The sequence below is a fragment of the Salinicoccus hispanicus genome (assembly GCF_009831115.1).
GTDB classification, from domain to species: Bacteria; Bacillota; Bacilli; order Staphylococcales; family Salinicoccaceae; genus Salinicoccus; species Salinicoccus hispanicus.
Genome location: NZ_WUUK01000002.1, coordinates 216,310 through 234,075 on the forward strand (window position 1 = coordinate 216,310; position 17,766 = coordinate 234,075).

The 17,766-nt window shown below is 50.2% G+C and carries 13 protein-coding genes and 1 other annotated feature; all 13 genes read left to right on the top strand.

The genetic code is table 11. The features are described from left to right. Positions 1–119: 119 nt before the first annotated feature. On the top strand, positions 120–719 hold the full coding sequence (locus GQ671_RS06070; RefSeq protein ID WP_160654204.1) for a TetR/AcrR family transcriptional regulator: 600 nt from the start codon (positions 120–122) through the stop codon (positions 717–719). Positions 720–800: 81 nt separating this feature from the next. Further along, positions 801–1,991 (top strand): MalY/PatB family protein, encoded by a 1,191-nt coding sequence (locus GQ671_RS06075; RefSeq protein ID WP_160654207.1) that lies wholly within the window; start codon positions 801–803, stop codon positions 1,989–1,991. A gap of 98 nt (positions 1,992–2,089) precedes the next feature. Next, positions 2,090–2,319 (top strand) — a binding site (T-box leader). Between the two features lie 316 nt (positions 2,320–2,635). After that, positions 2,636–3,655 carry an anthranilate phosphoribosyltransferase gene (gene trpD / locus GQ671_RS06080; protein ID WP_160655017.1) on the top strand — a complete coding sequence of 340 codons (1,020 nt, stop codon included), beginning with the start codon at positions 2,636–2,638 and terminating at the stop codon, positions 3,653–3,655. A gap of 1 nt (position 3,656) precedes the next feature. After that, complete coding sequence (gene trpC, locus GQ671_RS06085; protein WP_160654210.1) at positions 3,657–4,421, top strand: indole-3-glycerol phosphate synthase TrpC; 765 nt, start codon at positions 3,657–3,659, stop codon at positions 4,419–4,421. Further along, positions 4,422–5,045, top strand: coding sequence for a phosphoribosylanthranilate isomerase (locus GQ671_RS06090; protein WP_160654213.1), 624 nt, complete (start codon positions 4,422–4,424; stop codon positions 5,043–5,045). It begins immediately after the preceding gene. After that, entirely contained in the window at positions 5,029–6,234 is a 1,206-nt protein-coding gene (gene trpB / locus GQ671_RS06095; protein WP_160654217.1) for a tryptophan synthase subunit beta, read from the top strand. The genes GQ671_RS06090 and trpB overlap by 17 nt, the downstream gene beginning before the upstream one ends. After that, positions 6,231–7,028: a tryptophan synthase subunit alpha gene (gene trpA / locus GQ671_RS06100; RefSeq protein WP_160654220.1), complete on the top strand. Its 798-nt coding sequence runs from the start codon at positions 6,231–6,233 to the stop codon at positions 7,026–7,028. Before trpB ends, trpA begins: the two co-directional genes overlap by 4 nt. A 70-nt stretch (positions 7,029–7,098) precedes the next feature. Further along, positions 7,099–8,421 carry a glucose-6-phosphate isomerase gene (locus GQ671_RS06105; protein ID WP_160654223.1) on the top strand — a complete coding sequence of 441 codons (1,323 nt, stop codon included), beginning with the start codon at positions 7,099–7,101 and terminating at the stop codon, positions 8,419–8,421. Between the two features lie 75 nt (positions 8,422–8,496). After that, the gene (locus tag GQ671_RS06110) at positions 8,497–9,102 is read left to right on the top strand and encodes a TVP38/TMEM64 family protein (protein ID WP_170288652.1); all 606 of its coding nucleotides are present in this window, start codon (positions 8,497–8,499) and stop codon (positions 9,100–9,102) included. Positions 9,103–9,114: 12 nt separating this feature from the next. Beyond that, entirely contained in the window at positions 9,115–9,648 is a 534-nt protein-coding gene (lepB, locus tag GQ671_RS06115; RefSeq protein ID WP_160654226.1) for a signal peptidase I, read from the top strand. A 43-nt stretch (positions 9,649–9,691) separates the two neighbouring features. Continuing rightward, complete coding sequence (locus GQ671_RS06120; RefSeq protein WP_160654229.1) at positions 9,692–13,201, top strand: PD-(D/E)XK nuclease family protein; 3,510 nt, start codon at positions 9,692–9,694, stop codon at positions 13,199–13,201. Continuing rightward, positions 13,182–16,625, top strand: coding sequence for a helicase-exonuclease AddAB subunit AddA (gene addA, locus GQ671_RS06125; protein WP_160654232.1), 3,444 nt, complete (start codon positions 13,182–13,184; stop codon positions 16,623–16,625). The genes GQ671_RS06120 and addA overlap by 20 nt, the downstream gene beginning before the upstream one ends. Beyond that, positions 16,615–17,724, top strand: coding sequence for a DUF418 domain-containing protein (locus GQ671_RS06130; RefSeq protein ID WP_246153180.1), 1,110 nt, complete (start codon positions 16,615–16,617; stop codon positions 17,722–17,724). Before addA ends, GQ671_RS06130 begins: the two co-directional genes overlap by 11 nt. Positions 17,725–17,766: the final 42 nt, after the last annotated feature.

Below are 17,766 nucleotides of genomic sequence, written 5' to 3' on the forward strand. Positions count from 1 at the left end.
ATTAAATTTATAATGGATATCCTAATCCAACAACATGTTGTACAATGTTTAATAATAAGTTATATTATATATTTGATTCAATGAACAATCCAATGCTAAGTGTTGAAAAGAGGAAAGGTATGTCAAAAATAAGTCGGAAAGAAGAGACGCGTAACAATCTTCTGGAGGCATTCTGGTCTCTTTATATAGAGAAGCCGATTGAAAAGATCACTGTCAGGGATATTACCGATCTGGCAGGATATAACAGGGGGACGTTCTATACATATTTTTCGGATGTATACGAAGTGCTCGAAATACAAAAATCGGCATTGATGCCTTCAGAAGATATGATAATAGACCCGCTGAAAGAAATACAGAATAATGATGGCAAGATCCAGGAATCGATCAATGGCGTTTCCGAGTACATTAAAAACCACGGAGAGCGTATTGCCATTCTGCTTGGACCCGGCGGAGACCCGAAGTTCACCCATGAACTGAAGGCAAGAGTGAGGGGAATCATCATGAACTTTGTCCGTGAACTTGATATACGGGAAATCAATGAATATGAATATCTTATTGAATATCATATTTCCGGCATGATCAACATGTACCAGCTATGGGTGGAAAATGACAGCAATATATCAGAAGATGAGCTAAGTGCGCTTTACGAACGGATTTCCCACGAAGGCCTGATGAATATTACTACGCGCATGCTGACTGACCGGAAGACCGACAGTTAGCATTGCGATTCAATTATTTCATATATGCATCTTTTGAGTTTATAATTGCATCATATGCGAATACTGGAAGGAGCGATCAGATTGAAATACGATTTCGATACACCGATCAACCGAAGAAATACCTATGCCATGAAGTGGGATGGGGGAGAGATGATCAAGGAGTTCGGACTGACCGAGCGTTACGATGAAGACACGATCCCGCTGTTCACTGCAGACATGGATTTCCAGGTGGCCGAGCCGATTGTCGAAGCACTAAGGAAGACAGTCGATCATCAGATATTCGGCTATACGATTGCCCCGGATGCTTATTACGAATCCATACAGAAATGGTTTTCCGACAAATATGACTGGTACATAAAAAAGCAGGAAATCATCTACGCACCCGGGACCGTCCATTCGTTGAATATAGCGGTCAAGGCATATTCCAAAAAGGGCGATGGCATCATCATACAGCGCCCGGTATATCCGCCGTTCACCTCAGCAATAGAAAATAATGATCGTGTCGTAAAGAATAATGCAATGATCCGTGATGAAGAGGGCCGCTACAGCATCGATTTCGAAGGATTCGAGGCGCTTGCCAAGGAACCGGATACTTCGATGTTCATCATGTGCAACCCGCATAATCCGACCGGCAACATCGTCCGTCCGGATGAACTGAAGCGACTCGCAGAAATCTGCCACGACAATGATGTCATCATCATTGCCGATGAAATTCATGGGGACCTGATCCGAGTGGGTGAGTCATTCACCCCAATCATCAAAGCTTCAGAACACACCGATCATATTGTTACTTTGACTGCCATCAATAAGACATTCAACCTGGCGGGACTGCATTGTACGAACGTTGTCATTTCCGATGAAGCACTCAGGAAGAAGTTCCAGGAGGAACAGGGCATGAGTCTGCCGAGTCCATTCACCGTTGCTGCACTGATTGCAGCGTATAACGAGGGGGACGAGTGGCTCCGGCAGGTGAGCGAATATATCGATGGCAACATCGATTTCATCATCGATTTCCTGGAGCGTGAGATGCCGAAGGTCAAAGTCAATCGTCCGGCCGGTACGTATGTCCTCTGGATGGATTTCAGCGGCTATGGCATTTCCGAAAAGGAAGTTCATGACCGCATCTACAACGAAGCGAACGTGCTTCTTGAAGATGGGAAGATGTTCGGCGAGGAAGGTAATGACTTCCAGAGGATATGTGTACCTTCTCCCCGCTCGGTCCTTGAAGAGGCGATGAACCGCATCAAAAAGGCATTTGAAGATCTGCACTAGATGAAAAGACGCAGTATTCTGAAATAAAATGAATTTTTTAAGAGTTCAGGGTTGTAATTATCTCCGACATGTATTAATATGATATCCAATCAAACGAATAATATTGATTGAAGAAGAGAAGTAGCAATTTCTCAATGCCAAAGAGAGCCGGTGGCTGGTGCGAACCGGTGCAATGATTTTGTGAATGGACTTCTGTATAACCAGCTGCTGACAAGGCACTGGCGTCTACCCAACGTTACATGGCTGATACTGGTGCAATGCATCCGTATCTTGAGTGGATCGGTACAACCGGTCAATAAAGGTGGCACCACGGCTCCCCGTCCTTTTTAAGAGACAGGGGAGCTTTTTGTATTCAAAAAAAGAAAAAATAACGCATATCAGAACAAGTAGTAGTACGCTGCATGGCACAGAAAGTCGGGGGAGTTGAGATCCGATGCATGCTTGTACTATGAATGGGCCTGATCGGGATGCGTCCGTCCTTCGCACGTTACGCGATACGAAGCTGGAGCGCAATGCGCTCAATGCGAGGTGGCACCGCGGTGATATCGTCCTCCATAGACATGTATGTCTATGGGGGATTTTTTATACTCTGGGAGGTAGAAATGATGAAATCAGAAGCAGTGAAAACAGTAGTGACAAGAAGCATGAGACCATTTCTGGCAAAAATATCCGAACGTATCGATCTGGACTTTGAAGAAATGTATGAAGCGGTATCGATACTTTTGACAGAAGAAGTGACCGATAGCGAAGTTGCAGCATTCCTGATGGGTCTGAAAGCCAAGGGTGAGACGGTGGAGGAGATTGCAGCACTTGTGGAAGTGCTCCGTACACACGCCATGCCGATCCATAGGCACCTTGAAGGTGTGATGGACAACTGCGGGACGGGCGGTGACGGCTCCAACAGCTTCAACATCTCGACAACATCGGCCTTCGTTCTGGCAGGTGCAGGCGTAAAGGTGGCCAAGCACGGCAATCGCAGTGTCACCAGCCGGACCGGCAGCTCGGATGTCCTGTCGGAAGTCGGTGTGTCATTATCATTCGATCCGGAAGATATTGACGTGCTGCTTGATACGAATGGCATTGCCTTTCTATTTGCTCCACATGCCCATCCAAAAATCAAACAGGTCATGAAGGTGAGGAATGATCTTGGTGTACCGACCATATTCAATCTGATCGGTCCGCTGATCAATCCCGTAAAGCTCGACTACCAGTTTCTTGGTGTCTATAAGAAGGACAAGGTCGAGATGATGGCGCACGTACTGAAGCGGCTCGGCAGAAAGCGGGCAGTCGTAATCAATGGTGCAGGATCGATGGATGAGGCGTCCCTGCTCGGTGAGAACCATATGACAGTGCTCGATGACGGGAACATCACCAGCATGACATTCACACCGGAATCGGTCGGACTGCCGACTTACAAAATAGAAGAAATTACAGGTGGAGACAGTCGGGAGAATGCAGAAATCCTTACCAATGTCCTCTCCGGCGAAGCAACACCCGCCCAGCGTGATACGGTGCTGCTCAATGCAGGCATCGGTCTTTTCAGCGCAGGGGTGGCTGATACGATCAGTGCAGGCATCGAAAAAGCGAGAGAGAGCATCGATTCAGGCAGAGCGCTCTCCAAGCTGGATCATCTGATCGACTATACACAGAAAGGCGGAATCTAGTATGTCAGCAATACTCGAAGAGATCATTTCACATAAACGTATTGAAGTAGAGGCGATGAGTACACAGGAAGTTGTGAGGAGTCGCAGACCAGTTTCCTTTGTAAAACGTCTGGAAAATGCAACAACAATGTCGATCATCGGCGAAGTGAAACGGGCATCACCATCAAAAGGGGATATTAATATTGGTATCGATCCAAAAGCACAAGCTGAGAAGTATGTAAAAGGCGGCGTCGATGTCATTTCCGTTCTGACGGACCGCAACTATTTCAAAGGGTCACTCAGAGACCTCGAAACTGTAAAATGCACAGTTGATGTCCCCGTGCTGAACAAGGATTTCATTATAGATGAGCGACAAATTGATCGTGCGTATCTCTATGGCGCAGATATCATTTTGCTTATTGTTGCAGCGCTTGACGATGAAACTATCGCACGACTTTATGATTATGCCGGCAGCTACGGCATGGAATGCATCGTCGAGGTCCATACGAAAGCAGAAATGGAACGAGCTCTGAAACTTGAACCTGAACTCATCGGCATCAATAATCGAGATCTGAAAACATTCGAGGTAGATATCGCGAACACCGAGCAGCTCCTGTCGGAATATGGCAATGCGGATACAATCTTTATCTCAGAAAGCGGTATTCGGACTGAAGAAGATGCGGAACGCATGCAGGCGGCCGGTGCCCGTGCGTTATTGGTTGGTGAAACGCTGATGCGTGCAGAAGATCCTGAGCAGGTTATAGAATCCCTCAAGGTGGCGCTGTAGATGAAAGTAAAGATCTGCGGCATTCAATCGATAGAGGCGGCCGAATGGGCGATTGCAGCAGGGGCAGACATGATCGGTTTCGTCTTTGCACCGAGTCGCCGCCAACTTGACATGATGCAGGCACGCAAGATAGCAGATGCAGTCAGAGGACGCATCCAGTGTGTCGGGGTGTTCGTCAATGCATCCGCCGATGAAGTGGCACATGCATATGAAACGGTCGGACTGGACTACGTCCAGCTGCATGGCGATGAATCGAAGGACTATGTCAAAGCACTCGGCATGCCAGTCATCAAAGCGTTTTCCATTGGACAGGAAAGTATAGAAGAGATGTTTCGATACGAAGCGGATCATATACTGATCGACAGTCCACCCGGCAAGTACCGAGGTGGCACGGGTCATGCTTTCGACTGGTCGGCACTGGATGATCCGGCACTAGATCGGCACCGGCTGATCATGGCGGGCGGCATCAGCAGCCAAAACATCCGGGCAGCGTACGAGGCGATTACTCCGGCGGGTGTGGATATATCGAGTGGTGTGGAAACCGATGGTGTGAAAGATGAAAATAAAATCCATGAACTGATGGAACAGATGAAAGGTGTAGATAGAAATGGAACAGACCTATAAACAGCCGAATGAGAGCGGACATTATGGAGATTTCGGCGGCAGATACGTACCGGAAACGCTGATGGGTGCCATCAAGGAACTCGAGGCGGAATATAAGGAAGCACAGCACGATGAAGTTTTCCAGCAGCAGCTTGATCACTACTTGAAGGATTATGTAGGTCGGGAATCCCCACTTTATTTTGCAGAAGAGCTGACAGCAAAGGCGGGCGGCGCGAAAATCTATCTTAAGCGTGAAGACCTGAACCATACCGGCGCACATAAGATCAACAACACGATCGGTCAGGCACTGCTCACTAGAAAAATGGGCAAAAAGAAGGTGGTTGCGGAGACAGGTGCTGGTCAGCACGGTGTCGCAACGGCAACGGTATGTGCGCTGCTCAAGCTTGAATGTGTCATTTTCATGGGCAAGGAGGATGTGAAGCGGCAGGAGCTGAATGTATTCAGGATGGAGCTGCTCGGCGCCAAAGTGGTCAGTGTGGACCAGGGCAGAGGTACACTCAAAGATGCCGTGAATGAGGCGCTCCGCTATTGGGTGGCCAATGTCGAGGATACCCATTATATCCTCGGTTCCGTGATGGGCCCCCATCCATTTCCACAGATTGTCCGTGATTTCCAATCCGTCATCGGCAGGGAGACGAAGGAACAGATTCTGGATAAGGAAGGCAGACTGCCGGACGCTGTTGTTGCCTGCATCGGCGGGGGCAGCAACGCCATGGGCATGTTCCATCCATTCATCGATGATAAAGATGTGCGTCTTGTTGGTGTTGAGGCTTCGGGTCATGGCATCGAGAGCGGCCAGCACGCCGCTTCATTGAATGAAGGGCATATCGGTATCCTGCATGGATCGAAGATGCATCTGCTGCAGGACGAGGCCGGGCAAGTGCAGGAAGCCTATTCGATTTCAGCTGGCCTAGATTATCCCGGCATTGGACCGGAGCACAGCTACCTGAAGGATATCGGGCGTGCCGAATATGCCCATGTGACCGATGAAGAGGCGCTCGAAGCGTTCAGATCACTCTCCTATACTGAAGGCATCATCCCGGCACTTGAGAGTGCCCATGCGGTGTTCCATGCCGAAAAGATGGCAGCGGAAATGTCACCTGATGACATCCTGGTCATCTGCCTCTCAGGACGTGGCGACAAGGATGTCGCCCAGATCAAAGCACGTGAGGAAGGAAGGGAACTATGAGCAGAATGAAAATGGAGCAGACTTTCGAATCACTGGGAAACGAAGGGAAAAAAGCATTCATCGCCTATATCATGGCCGGAGACGGAGGCCTTTCGAACTTGAAGCATCAGATGCTGTCGCTTGAGGCGGCAGGGGCTTCGGTCATAGAGCTCGGCATTCCGTTTTCCGATCCGGTAGCGGATGGGCCGGTCATCCAGGCAGCAGGCAGGCGTGCACTGGCTGAAGGTGTCACATTGAGGGGCATCCTCGCAGAACTAGCCCGGATCAAGGATGAAATTTCGATTCCGGTAGTGCTCATGACCTATGCGAACCCGGTGCTTCGTCTCGGTGCCGCCCCATTTGCAGAACTGGCTAGTAAAGCCGGAGTTTCCGGTGTCATCATGCCGGACGTGCCGCTTGAGGAAGCGGAGGAATTCAGTGGGCCACTTACAGCATACGATATCGCCATGATCCGGTTCATTACGCTGAGCAGTTCGAAAGCACGCATCAGGGAAGTGATGGAAGGGGCTGAAGGCTTCATCTATGCGGTGACGGTCAGAGGAACGACAGGCGCAAGAGATGGATTTGACGAATCACTCTACGATCATCTGGAAAGCATTTCAAAAATGAGCGATGTGCCGGTCTGTGCGGGTTTTGGCATCAGTACCCATGACCAGGCAGAGGAAGTCGGATCACACTGTGATGGTGTCATCGTCGGCAGCCGGATTGTTGAGCTGATGCAGGAGAATGACATTGATGGAATAAAGGCGCTCATCCCGGAAAGTACGGATGTTGCGATAAATGCATCAAATTGATTGAAATGGTATTCCGGTTTTAAATACAATATAATTGTATAAGCATGGAAAAAACTTTTTGGAGGATACTATGACACATATCAGATTCGATTATTCCAATGTAACGCCATTCATGAGCGAAGCGGAACTCTCCGGCCTGTCGCCGTTTGTTTCAACTGTACATGACATGATCCATAGTGGCACAGGTGCAGGCAGCGACTATCTGGGCTGGGTGGGACTCCCGGAAAACTACGATAAGGAAGAGTTCTCCCGCATCCTGCAGTCTGCTGAAAAAATCAAATCGGATTCCGACGTACTTGTCGTCATCGGAATCGGCGGATCCTACCTGGGTGCAAAAGCGGCAGTCGAAATGCTGACGCCGACATTCGGCAATGATGGCCCGGAGATCGTATTTGCCGGCCATCATCTCTCAAGCCACTATATGAATGAACTGAAGGACTACCTCGGTGACAAGGACTTTTCAATCAATGTCATCAGCAAATCCGGAACGACAACGGAACCTGCCATCGCGTTCCGTGTCTTCAAGAAACTGCTTGAAGAGAAGTACGATAATCCGGCAGAACGCATCTATGTGACGACCGACAAGGAAAAGGGCGCACTCAATACGCTCGCCCGTGAAAAAGGATATGAAATGTTCGTCGTACCGGACGATGTGGGTGGCAGATACTCGGTACTGACTGCTGTCGGCCTGCTGCCGATCGCTGCATCCGGCATAGACATCGAAGCAATGATGGAAGGTGCACGTGCCGCCATGGACGAGCTTCAGGAAGCGTCTTTAGAAAGCAACCCGGCCTACCAGTATGCAGTCGTCCGCAACGCTCTCTACAATAAAGGCTACGATGTGGAGATGCTGATCAATTATGACGAACGCCTGTCCTACTTCGGCGAATGGTGGAAGCAGCTCTTCGGCGAGAGTGAAGGCAAGGACAACAAGGGCATTCTGCCGCACAGTGCAAACTTCACAACGGATCTGCACTCGCTAGGCCAGTACATCCAGGAAGGCAGACGCATGCTGATGGAGACGGTCATCAATGTTGAAACGCCACTCAGTGACGTGACGATTGAAGCGGAAGAACAGGATCTCGATGGTCTCAACTACCTCGAGGGCATGACCGTGGACGAGGTGAACCACCAGGCCATGAGAGGTACCGTACTCGCCCATGTGGATGGCGGTGTACCGAACATGATTGTCACTGTTCCGAAACTCGATGCATACACATTCGGCTATATGGCCTACTTCTTCGAGCTTGCATGTGCGATGAGCGGCTACCTGCTCGGCGTCAATCCATTCAACCAGCCGGGTGTCGAGGCATACAAGCAGAACATGTTTGCACTTCTTGGGAAATCAGGGTTCGAGGACCTCAGAAAGCAATTGAATGACAGGCTCAAGTAAAAATTATATAATTGATGGTAATCAGGCTATATTACACTGTAATATAGCCTTTATCAGATATGCGAGGTCATACAATTGGAAGTTCAGAATCTGTTTGAGAAACTGACGACGCAGGAAGGTCTGGAATCACTGTTCGAAGATGTAGAATCACTCGGCATCATTGTCGGTTTTCTGCTTACACTTGGAGAAGCCTTCCTGCCCTTTCTGCCACTGTTCGCGATTGTCATCATCAATCTCAATTCATACGGGATTGTTTTAGGCTTTCTGACAAGCTACGCTGGTACTGTACTCGGCAGCTATCTTGTCTTTCTGACAGTCAGGTATTTTCTCAGGAAGCCGGCCCAGCGGTACATAGTCAAACACGAACGACTCGGGAAAATGCTGAAATTCGTCGATCAGAAGGGGTTCGTCTTCCTGCTGATCCTCCTGTCCATACCATTTACTCCAAGTTCAGTCATCAATGTCATTGCGGCTTTATCGAATCTTAGAAAAAGCGTATACTTATGTATATTGGTTGTAGCAAAAGCGATCATGATTCTGCTGATGTCAGTCGTCGGATACGATATCACATCATTTTTCACTTCACCGCTACAGTTGACCATTTCAATTGTTTTCCTGGTATTGCTTTATTTCTTTTCAAAGTGGTACCAGAGATATATCAACAGCAAACTAGAGAAATAGAGGTGAAGTCGAGTGAAGAAGGAAATTGGTGAGTGGCTGGTCGCAATCATTGTTGCTGTCGTACTCATCGTCATTATCCGATCGTTTCTATTCGTCTCCTATACTGTGGACGGCCTGAGCATGGATCCGACTTTTGAAGATGAGGATCGCGTGGTTGTAAATAAATTCATGCAGCACTTCAGCGAGTATGAGACAGGGGAGGTCGTCGTCTTCCATTCGGAAGCAGGTCCGGCCTACGTCAAACGGGTCATCGGTACACCGGGAGATACGGTGACCATGGAAGACAAGCAGGTCCATGTGAACGGTGAACCGCTCGAAGAGGACTATGTTGTGCATACTGAAGATACGTACATGGATAATTTCACCCTGCCGGAGCTTGGGGTCGAGGGCGAGGCGCTGCCTGAAGGAGAATACCTCGTGCTTGGCGACAATCGGCCGGTGAGCCGGGACAGCAGGGATTTCGGTACGGTGGACGAATCGCAGATTGTCGGGGAAGTACAATTGAGATTCTGGCCACTGAACAGGATTGCAGTGAATTTTGAATAAAAGGGCACCCCGAGGGGTGTCTTTTGCATAAGGAGAGGGATATATGGGAATCAATATCTGGACGGGAATCAGTGGCACCGGCAAGACAAGCCGCATGTTCGAGGAGATCGAATCGATCACAAGCGAGGCACCGCTTGGTTCAAGCATATATATCATCACCCCGACACAGAATACGCTCAGGTATGAGAACATCATCACCAATCCGACGGATGAGAATCCCGGTGTCGGCAGCCTGCGTACAGCAGTGTTCAGCTTCGCCCGGCTGATGTGGCATGTTTTCAATGAAACGGGCCATTCCACGCGCGATGCATTGTCGGAAAGCGGACATATCATGCTGATCCATAAGATGATGAATGAAATGAAGGCGGAATTCGATTTCTACCGTGACAGTGCGCAGTACATAAAGTTTTCGGGCAAGGTGCTCGATATGCTGAGCGAGTTCCGCTCCTACCGGGTGTCACCGGATGATTTTGAAAGGGTGGATGCACCTTCCGGGCGCGTGCAGGACAAGATGCATGACCTTGAGATCATCTACCGCAGCTGGGAAAAACGCATTACAGAGCTTCAGATCGAGGACATCAATCTGACCGACCAGTTCATCAATCTGCTGTATTCGGATACGCCCATCCGTTCACTTGAGGATGCAGTCATCTATATCGATGGCTTCCACAACTTTACGGAAAGCGAGTTTGCGCTGATCCAGGCACTTGAAACCCGGGTCCGTGATATCAATCTGCTGCTGACCCATCAGGGTACGAATAAGCAGCTGTTCAGAAAGACAGATGCAGTCATCGAGCGCCTGCGCTATCTCATCGGCGATGACAGATTGACATTCGAGCATTTCGGTGAGAGCTTCAGACGTTCAAACAGAAGCGGTCTGATCCAGGTTGAACGCTACTTCGATCTTGGGGAGTCGATCTACGACTACGATGGCGTCACTTTTACAGAAGCCCCGAATACCCTTGAGGAAGTCAGTGATGTGGCACGGGAAATCGAGTCTCTCGTATTCGATGGTAAAGCATACTATACGGATATCGGTGTGCTCTACAGGGACACGAACTACGAACCGGTCATCCATTCGGCTTTCAGAAGGTTCAACATTTCCTACCATATCGACAAGAAGGTGCCGATGCATGCCCATCCCTTCGTCCAGTTCATCATGAGCCTGCTCGAATGCTATATGAGAAACTACGAATTCGGCGCCTTCATGAACGTGCTGAAGACGGGATATCTATGCGAATCTTCGGAACGGCATTATATCGACCAGCTGGAGAACTTTGCCCTCGAACGGGGTCTGAATGGCGCTGCACTGTTCGATGACGACCAGTTCCGCTACCATATGGAAGTGACCGATTCCGGAGTCAGACGGGTGGACAGAAGTGACGCCTATGCCGGCGTGATAAAGTTCAAAAATCAGGTGCTCCAAAAGCTCGAACGGATGTTCAAGGAGTTCAGGAAAGAGCAGACTGTGCGGGACTATATCGATACCATCTACAACTTTGTGCTTGAGGAAGACATACTAGACAAGCTTGCAGAAGAGATGAAGATGCTGGACGCGCGTCACGAAATCCAGACAAGGGACGAGACCGAGCAGGCCTACAACATGTTCATCCGTCTGCTGGATGATGCCTATACAGTGTTCGATGACGAGCAGGTCTCTTTTGCGCTCTTCTATGAGACATTCATCGATGGATTGAAAAATGCTGAATTCAGCCTGTTGCCATCGACGATCGATCAGGTGATGGTCGGGTCGCTTGACCTGTCCAAGGTGGAAAATAAAAAATACATCTTCATCATCGGTCTGAACCGCGACGTCATGCCGCGTGAGAGCCGCAATACCGATCTCATCTCGGACGAGGAGAAGATGGTTTTCGAGAATGCCGACATCGAACTGTCGCCAAGCTCACGGACACTCAGCCAGGACGAACGCTTCGTGTTCTATCTTGGTGTGACACGCGCGACCGAAGGCCTCTATCTCAGCTGGTCTGCCACACTGCCATCAGGCGAAGTGACGAAGATCAGTCCTTTCCTCGATGAGATGCTGCCGGGAGAGGCGAGGGTGAAGAACTACGAGTACAGGCGCACGAGCGAGTACGATCGATTCAATCCATCCCGTCTCATCACTTCGGTGGAAAGCATGGAGCCCACGCTGCATCTGAAAGTGCGCGAGATGATGACGGCACCCGTCAGCGATCCTTCAGAGTTTCTCAGGCTGCCGGAGTACAGAGGATGGGTCGAGGCCTACCATGTGCTTATGAAGGAACGCTGGCACGATGTATACCCGAGGCTCAGGCGTAACCTGACCTATGACAACCGTGCAGGTACACTGTCGCGTGAAGTGGCCGAGGCACTCTATTCAGAGGAGATGAATGCCAGTGTTTCCCGCTTCGAGTCCTTCTTCAGGTGTCCGTTCCAGCACTTCAGCAGATATGGACTGAAACTGAACATCAGAAAACCGTACCAGGTGGCGCCGCTTGAACTGGGTAACCTGTACCACGAAGTGCTGTATGATGTCGTCACAGGCCTCGACTATACGCTTGATCATAATATGGAAAAAATACAGGCTCAGGTGACGGAATCCATCGAACGGTTCTCCCAGGCCATCCAGTTCGGCATTTTTGAGCATAGCGGCTACTACCAGTCGCTCAAATCACGCGCAAGGGATGCCATCATCAAGCTGCTCCTGTTCATGAAGGACATTGAGAACCTCGGAGAATACAGAATTGCCGATGTGGAACTTTCCTTCGGTTTCAAGGACAGTCCGATGGATGAAGTGACACTGACGAGTCATGACGGCTACGAGATCCACCTGCGCGGAAAGATCGACCGTGTCGACATGTACGAAACAGAGGCGGGCGCCTACGTCAATCTGATCGACTACAAGTCGAGCGCCAGAAGCATCTCGCGTGAAGGTGTGCTGAACGGTCTTGAGCTTCAGATGATGACCTATATGCATGTTCTGATGACAAAGGGGCCGGCGCACTTCGGCAAGGACAGGATCATGCCGAACAGCATGCTGTTCTTCCCGGTGAAGGATCCGCTCCTCTCCCTTGACGATGAAGCATCGGCTGAGGACATGGCCCGCGAGCATAGGAAGCGCATGCGTCCGGATGGCGTCTTCATCAATGAGAGCGAAGCCTACGATGCGACGCTCGATGACAGCTCGGTAGGTATCAGTGCCATGCTGTCCGGTCTCGAGGACTTCAAGGAATACGGTGACTACCTGCCGATATCAGTATCCAAAAACGGCAAGATCAATGCACGTACGAAAGGCAAATACTTCAGTCCCGAGCTGTTTGACCATTATGCCGGACGCATCATGGACATGTACCGCAATGCGACCGATGACATATATGGGGGCGAAGTGCTCGCTTCACCGATGGCGATGGATGCAGGAAACAGGCGGCTGGCATGTGAGATGTGCGATTTCAAATCGGCATGCCATATCGATGCATTGATGAACCGGCAGGATATACGGAAAAATGAATTGAACGATGAAGCAGTCAGTCTATTTGAAAGTGAGGTGTCGATCGATGGTCCAGTGGACAGATAAACAGCTTGAAGCAATTGAGTACGAAGGGTCGGATGTCCTGGTCGCAGCTGCTGCAGGCAGCGGAAAGACGACGGTCCTGGTCGAACGGATCATCCGGCGGGTGCTTGACGGACGCTACGGCATCGATGGTGTATTCGTCGCCACCTTCACCAATATGAGTGCGAGGGACATGAAGGATAAGATCGAAAAGGCACTGCGGGAAGCCTACCAGGAGAAGCGGGACCCGGATATCTACAACGAAATGCTCAAATTGAAGGAAGCCCATATCTCCACACTGCACAGCTTCTGTCTGCATCTGATCCAGATGCACTACAACACCATCGGCCTGTCGCCTGATATGCGGACGCTTGGAGATGTCGAGATGAAGATCCGTCTCGATCAGGTCATCTCGAATGTGCTTGAATCATACTACTCGGAAGGGGAAGAGGGCTTCAATACACTCGCCATGATGCTCTCGACCGACAAGAACAATGACGGTCTGCTGAACACGGTCCGCGACCTGTACTATACCGCAGTGGCAAGTCCCGACCCGCGTGGTTATCTGTCGCGCAATATCGACCAGTATCACAATACGGCGCATCTGCAGTCGATTCTCGATGCCCATGACCACAATATAAAGCTGAAGCTCGATGCGCTGGTGAATGACGTCAATCTGCTCCGCGGCCACTATAACACCGTAACGCACAGCTCAATCAAGGATACACAGGTCCGCGACGCATTCGATGCACTTACGGCGCTTGATCAGACGGTCATGCAGTCGATGGAGGCGAACCGGAACGGTGTACCCGTCGAACTGCCGCCGTTTGGACTCAAGGACGGACGGACCGCATTCATCAAGAATATCGAGGACCCGGATGCCAAAACACAGCTGCTTGCGCTGCAGAACCGGGTGAAGAAGCGGTATATGGAAATAAAGGATGCACGTAACTATACGATTGAAAGTGTCGCGCAGGAAATGTCGCCGATGAACGGGCCGAGCAATACGTTGATCCATATCGTCACTGACGTCATCGAGCGTTTCCAGAATCAGAAGCGCTCGCGCAATGAAATGGACTTCTCCGATTACGAGCACTATGCACTGGCCATCCTGAATGCTGAAGATGGGGCAGTAAGAAAGCTGTACCAGAGCCGCTTCAAGGAAGTCATGATTGATGAGTACCAGGATATCAACCGGGTCCAGGAAGCGATCATCCAGTCTCTTAAAACCGGTGATGAAGCGACAGGCAACCTGTTCATGGTGGGCGATGTCAAACAGTCCATCTATAAGTTCAGGCAGGCCGATCCGTCACTTTTCATCGAGAAGTCCGAACGCTTCGGTGCACCTCACAGCGGCAGGCTCATCAGCCTGAATCATAACTTCCGTTCCCGCGGGGAAGTGATCGATCTGACCAATGCGGTATTCGAACGCATCATGGACAAGGAGGTCGGGGAAGTGGAGTACGACGAGACCCACCAGCTTGTCCAGGGCAACCATCTGGATGCCCCGCCCCTGAAATCGGAATGCCATATCATCGATGATGCCGAGAGTCGCGGAGATGATGCCGAAATACTTCATATTGCACAAGTAGTGAAGCAGCTCAGGAAGAAAGGGGCCGACTACAGTGATATCGTCATCTTGACACGCAATACGAGAGATAACGAAGCCTATCGCAAACTGCTGTCTGAAGCGGAGCTTCCGGTGTTCGTCAATAATCGTTCCGGCTATCTGGATACACTCGAGATCCGGACGATGATCAGCATACTGTCCATCGTCGATAATCCACTCCAGGATGACCACCTTGTCGGCACCATGAGGCTGCCGATGTTCAACTTCACCGAAAACGACATTGCGCATATCCGTGCGGTCTCGGACTGCGACTACATGCATGAAGCACTGGTGCAGTACGAAGGTCCGGCGCTCGTCATGAAGAAGATCGAGGAGTTCATGGATACACTCGGTACACTGCAGTCCTATGCAAGATACATGAGCGTGCCGGAGCTGATTGATGAAATCTACGTGGAGCTTAACATTGTCGAGTACTTCGCGGGATTGAAAGGCGGACTGACCCGTCGTGCCAATCTGAACGGATTCATCGAAAAGGCCATCGAATTCGAAAAGATGTCGCATCTTTCATTATATGAGTTCATTGCGTACATCCATCGCATGATCCAGGATGGACAGGATTTCGGTGAGGAGAATACAGTTTCCGATGACGCCGATACGCTGCGTGTCATGACAATACACGCATCCAAAGGACTGGAATTCAGCTACGTCATCTATGCCGGTCTGTACAGGCAGCTGAACATGATGGATCTGATGAAGAAGGTGACCATCCATCCGGATGCGGGCATCGCCTTCAAGAGCTTCTTACCCGATAATCAGGTCATCCTGCCGAGCATCCATGGTCAGGTGGTGCGCCAGATGATCCAGCAGGAGCGGATCAGCGAGGAGATGCGCCTCGTCTATGTTGCGATGACGCGCGCCATCGACCAGCTGATCATCCCGCTTGTCTACAAAACCGAGATGACGGAGAAGTTCACGTATGAGGGAGGCAAGGTCCACGCCGACGACCGCCTGTCGATTCGCAGCATCCAGGATCTGCTGGCACCTGTGCTCGTCAATACACCGATGGAGGCGCTCCAGATCCACCATGTTGAAGAGGTCGAAGCGGAGCCCCAGGCAATCCAGCACACCTCACTGGCCGACATTGAAGCGATGAAAATAGGCGAAAACCAGCTGCTGAAAGAACGAATCCTCTATCGCTATCCGCACATGAAAGCGACAGAGACGGTGTACAAGGAGTCGGTGACGGAGATCAAACGGCGGAACGAGACACCGCCTGACGACAGTGCAATCATCCGGCACGACCGGACGCCGAATTTCAGAGCACCGAACTTCCGCAACGATACAATGGATGCACCGGTCTTTGGTACGATGATGCACCAGATGATGATGCATCTGCTCAACCGTTATGACGATTTCCGCAAGCTCGAAGATGAGGCGAAAGGCTCATACATTGAACGGATGATCATGGAGCAGACTTCGGACGACCCGCTGATCACAGAAGAACACCGGACGCAGATGATCCGGAACATTCATAAATTTCTCGGTGATGGTACGATGCACAGCCTGCTGGAACAACAGCGCTCGATCCATACCGAAATACCATTCATCATGAACCAGAAAGCCATCGGCTATTCGGACTTCGATCTCCAGATGGTGCAGGGCATCGTCGATGCACTGCTTGAAATGGATGATGATTTCGTCATCATCGACTACAAGACCGACCGCGTCCAGCATACCGGGCTGACGGAAGCGGATCTGATCGGTCGGTACAGCACCCAGATGGATATATACAGACGGTCGCTGATGCAGGCGCTGCAGAAAGATGTTACGGTATATCTATATTTCTTTGACTATGGAGCGATCAGATTTGATAAATGACAGACAACGTCCAAGCATGCTGCTCGGCATCATCTTTATAGGTGTACTGCTGCTGAACGGCCTGTATTACATGATGCCCTTTGAAGCAGTGAATCCATATGAATACCTGAGCGGCAGCAATCTGAGCAGCTACCAGGTGCTCGATATATTCATCGGTGGTGCCATTGTGCCGCTCGTGGCACTTGCCATCGGCTACACCATCCATGAATTCAAGGACTACGGCATCGGCAACCTGGCCAAGATTACGGCCTTCGTACTCGCGCTCGGCATCGTCCAGACCTTTTTCATCTTTGCCTTCGACTTTCTGCCGGGCCTTGCACTGATGACACTGGTCGCCCTGTTTTTCCTGCGCACCGGATTTGCAGTCACATTCATTTCAGGCATGGCGCTTTTCCTGTTCCATCTGGTGGCGAATATACTGGTCGGCTTTTTTGCCAATATCGGTTCACCAAGCGACATCATCTATACGGCCCTGCAGGACGTCAACAACTACACAAGTGTCTTTACGAACTCCGATTACTTTGCGATGATTGGCCTGAATATCGAAATCTTTTCGGGCAATGGTGCAAGTACACTGTATACGCTCGTTTTCACCGTACTGCCATGGCTTCTTGTCGGCATAAGCCTTGGCCAGGTCGGCATTGCAAGATTCGCCAGATCGAACCTTCTGCTCAATACACTGCTGTTCATCCTCCTGGCAGGCGGCGGCATAGCGATAAAAATCATCCAGGTGCTGACACTCGGCAGCTACAGCGGCCGGCTGCTGGCAGAAAACTTCGGCGGACCGGTACTCGCACTCGGATATTTTGTACTGCTGATCCAGCTGACCACGATGGTGCCGGCACGGATTCTCGAAATTTTCCGGCGCATGGGAAGATATGCACTGACACTCTATATTTTATCCAACGTCATCTTCATGCTGATATTCTACGGTATCGGAATGCGGCTGTATGGAGAGGTGGAAATCACCGGCATGGTCTGGATTGCGCTCATGCTCTATATTTTCCTCATGGTGCTCGCGACAGTCATGCATAGATATCAGATAAGCAGCCTGGAAAATTTATTCACCAATAATTCTGAAAATGGAATCAACAAATAGATATAGTCTGTTATAATAAAAGAAATACACATATTAAGGAGC

Excerpts from the sequence above, each read along its gene's own strand:
- GQ671_RS06105 (WP_160654223.1), top strand. The coding sequence starts at position 7,099 with ATGACACATATCAGATTCGATTATTCCAATGTAACGCCATTCATGAGC.
- trpB (WP_160654217.1), top strand. The coding sequence starts at position 5,029 with ATGGAACAGACCTATAAACAGCCGAATGAGAGCGGACATTATGGAGAT.
- GQ671_RS06120 (WP_160654229.1), top strand. The coding sequence starts at position 9,692 with ATGGGAATCAATATCTGGACGGGAATCAGTGGCACCGGCAAGACAAGC.
- GQ671_RS06070 (WP_160654204.1), top strand. The coding sequence starts at position 120 with ATGTCAAAAATAAGTCGGAAAGAAGAGACGCGTAACAATCTTCTGGAG.
- addA (WP_160654232.1), top strand. The coding sequence starts at position 13,182 with ATGGTCCAGTGGACAGATAAACAGCTTGAAGCAATTGAGTACGAAGGG.
- GQ671_RS06090 (WP_160654213.1), top strand. The coding sequence starts at position 4,422 with ATGAAAGTAAAGATCTGCGGCATTCAATCGATAGAGGCGGCCGAATGG.
- trpA (WP_160654220.1), top strand. The coding sequence starts at position 6,231 with ATGAGCAGAATGAAAATGGAGCAGACTTTCGAATCACTGGGAAACGAA.
- trpC (WP_160654210.1), top strand. The coding sequence starts at position 3,657 with ATGTCAGCAATACTCGAAGAGATCATTTCACATAAACGTATTGAAGTA.
- trpD (WP_160655017.1), top strand. The coding sequence starts at position 2,636 with ATGAGACCATTTCTGGCAAAAATATCCGAACGTATCGATCTGGACTTT.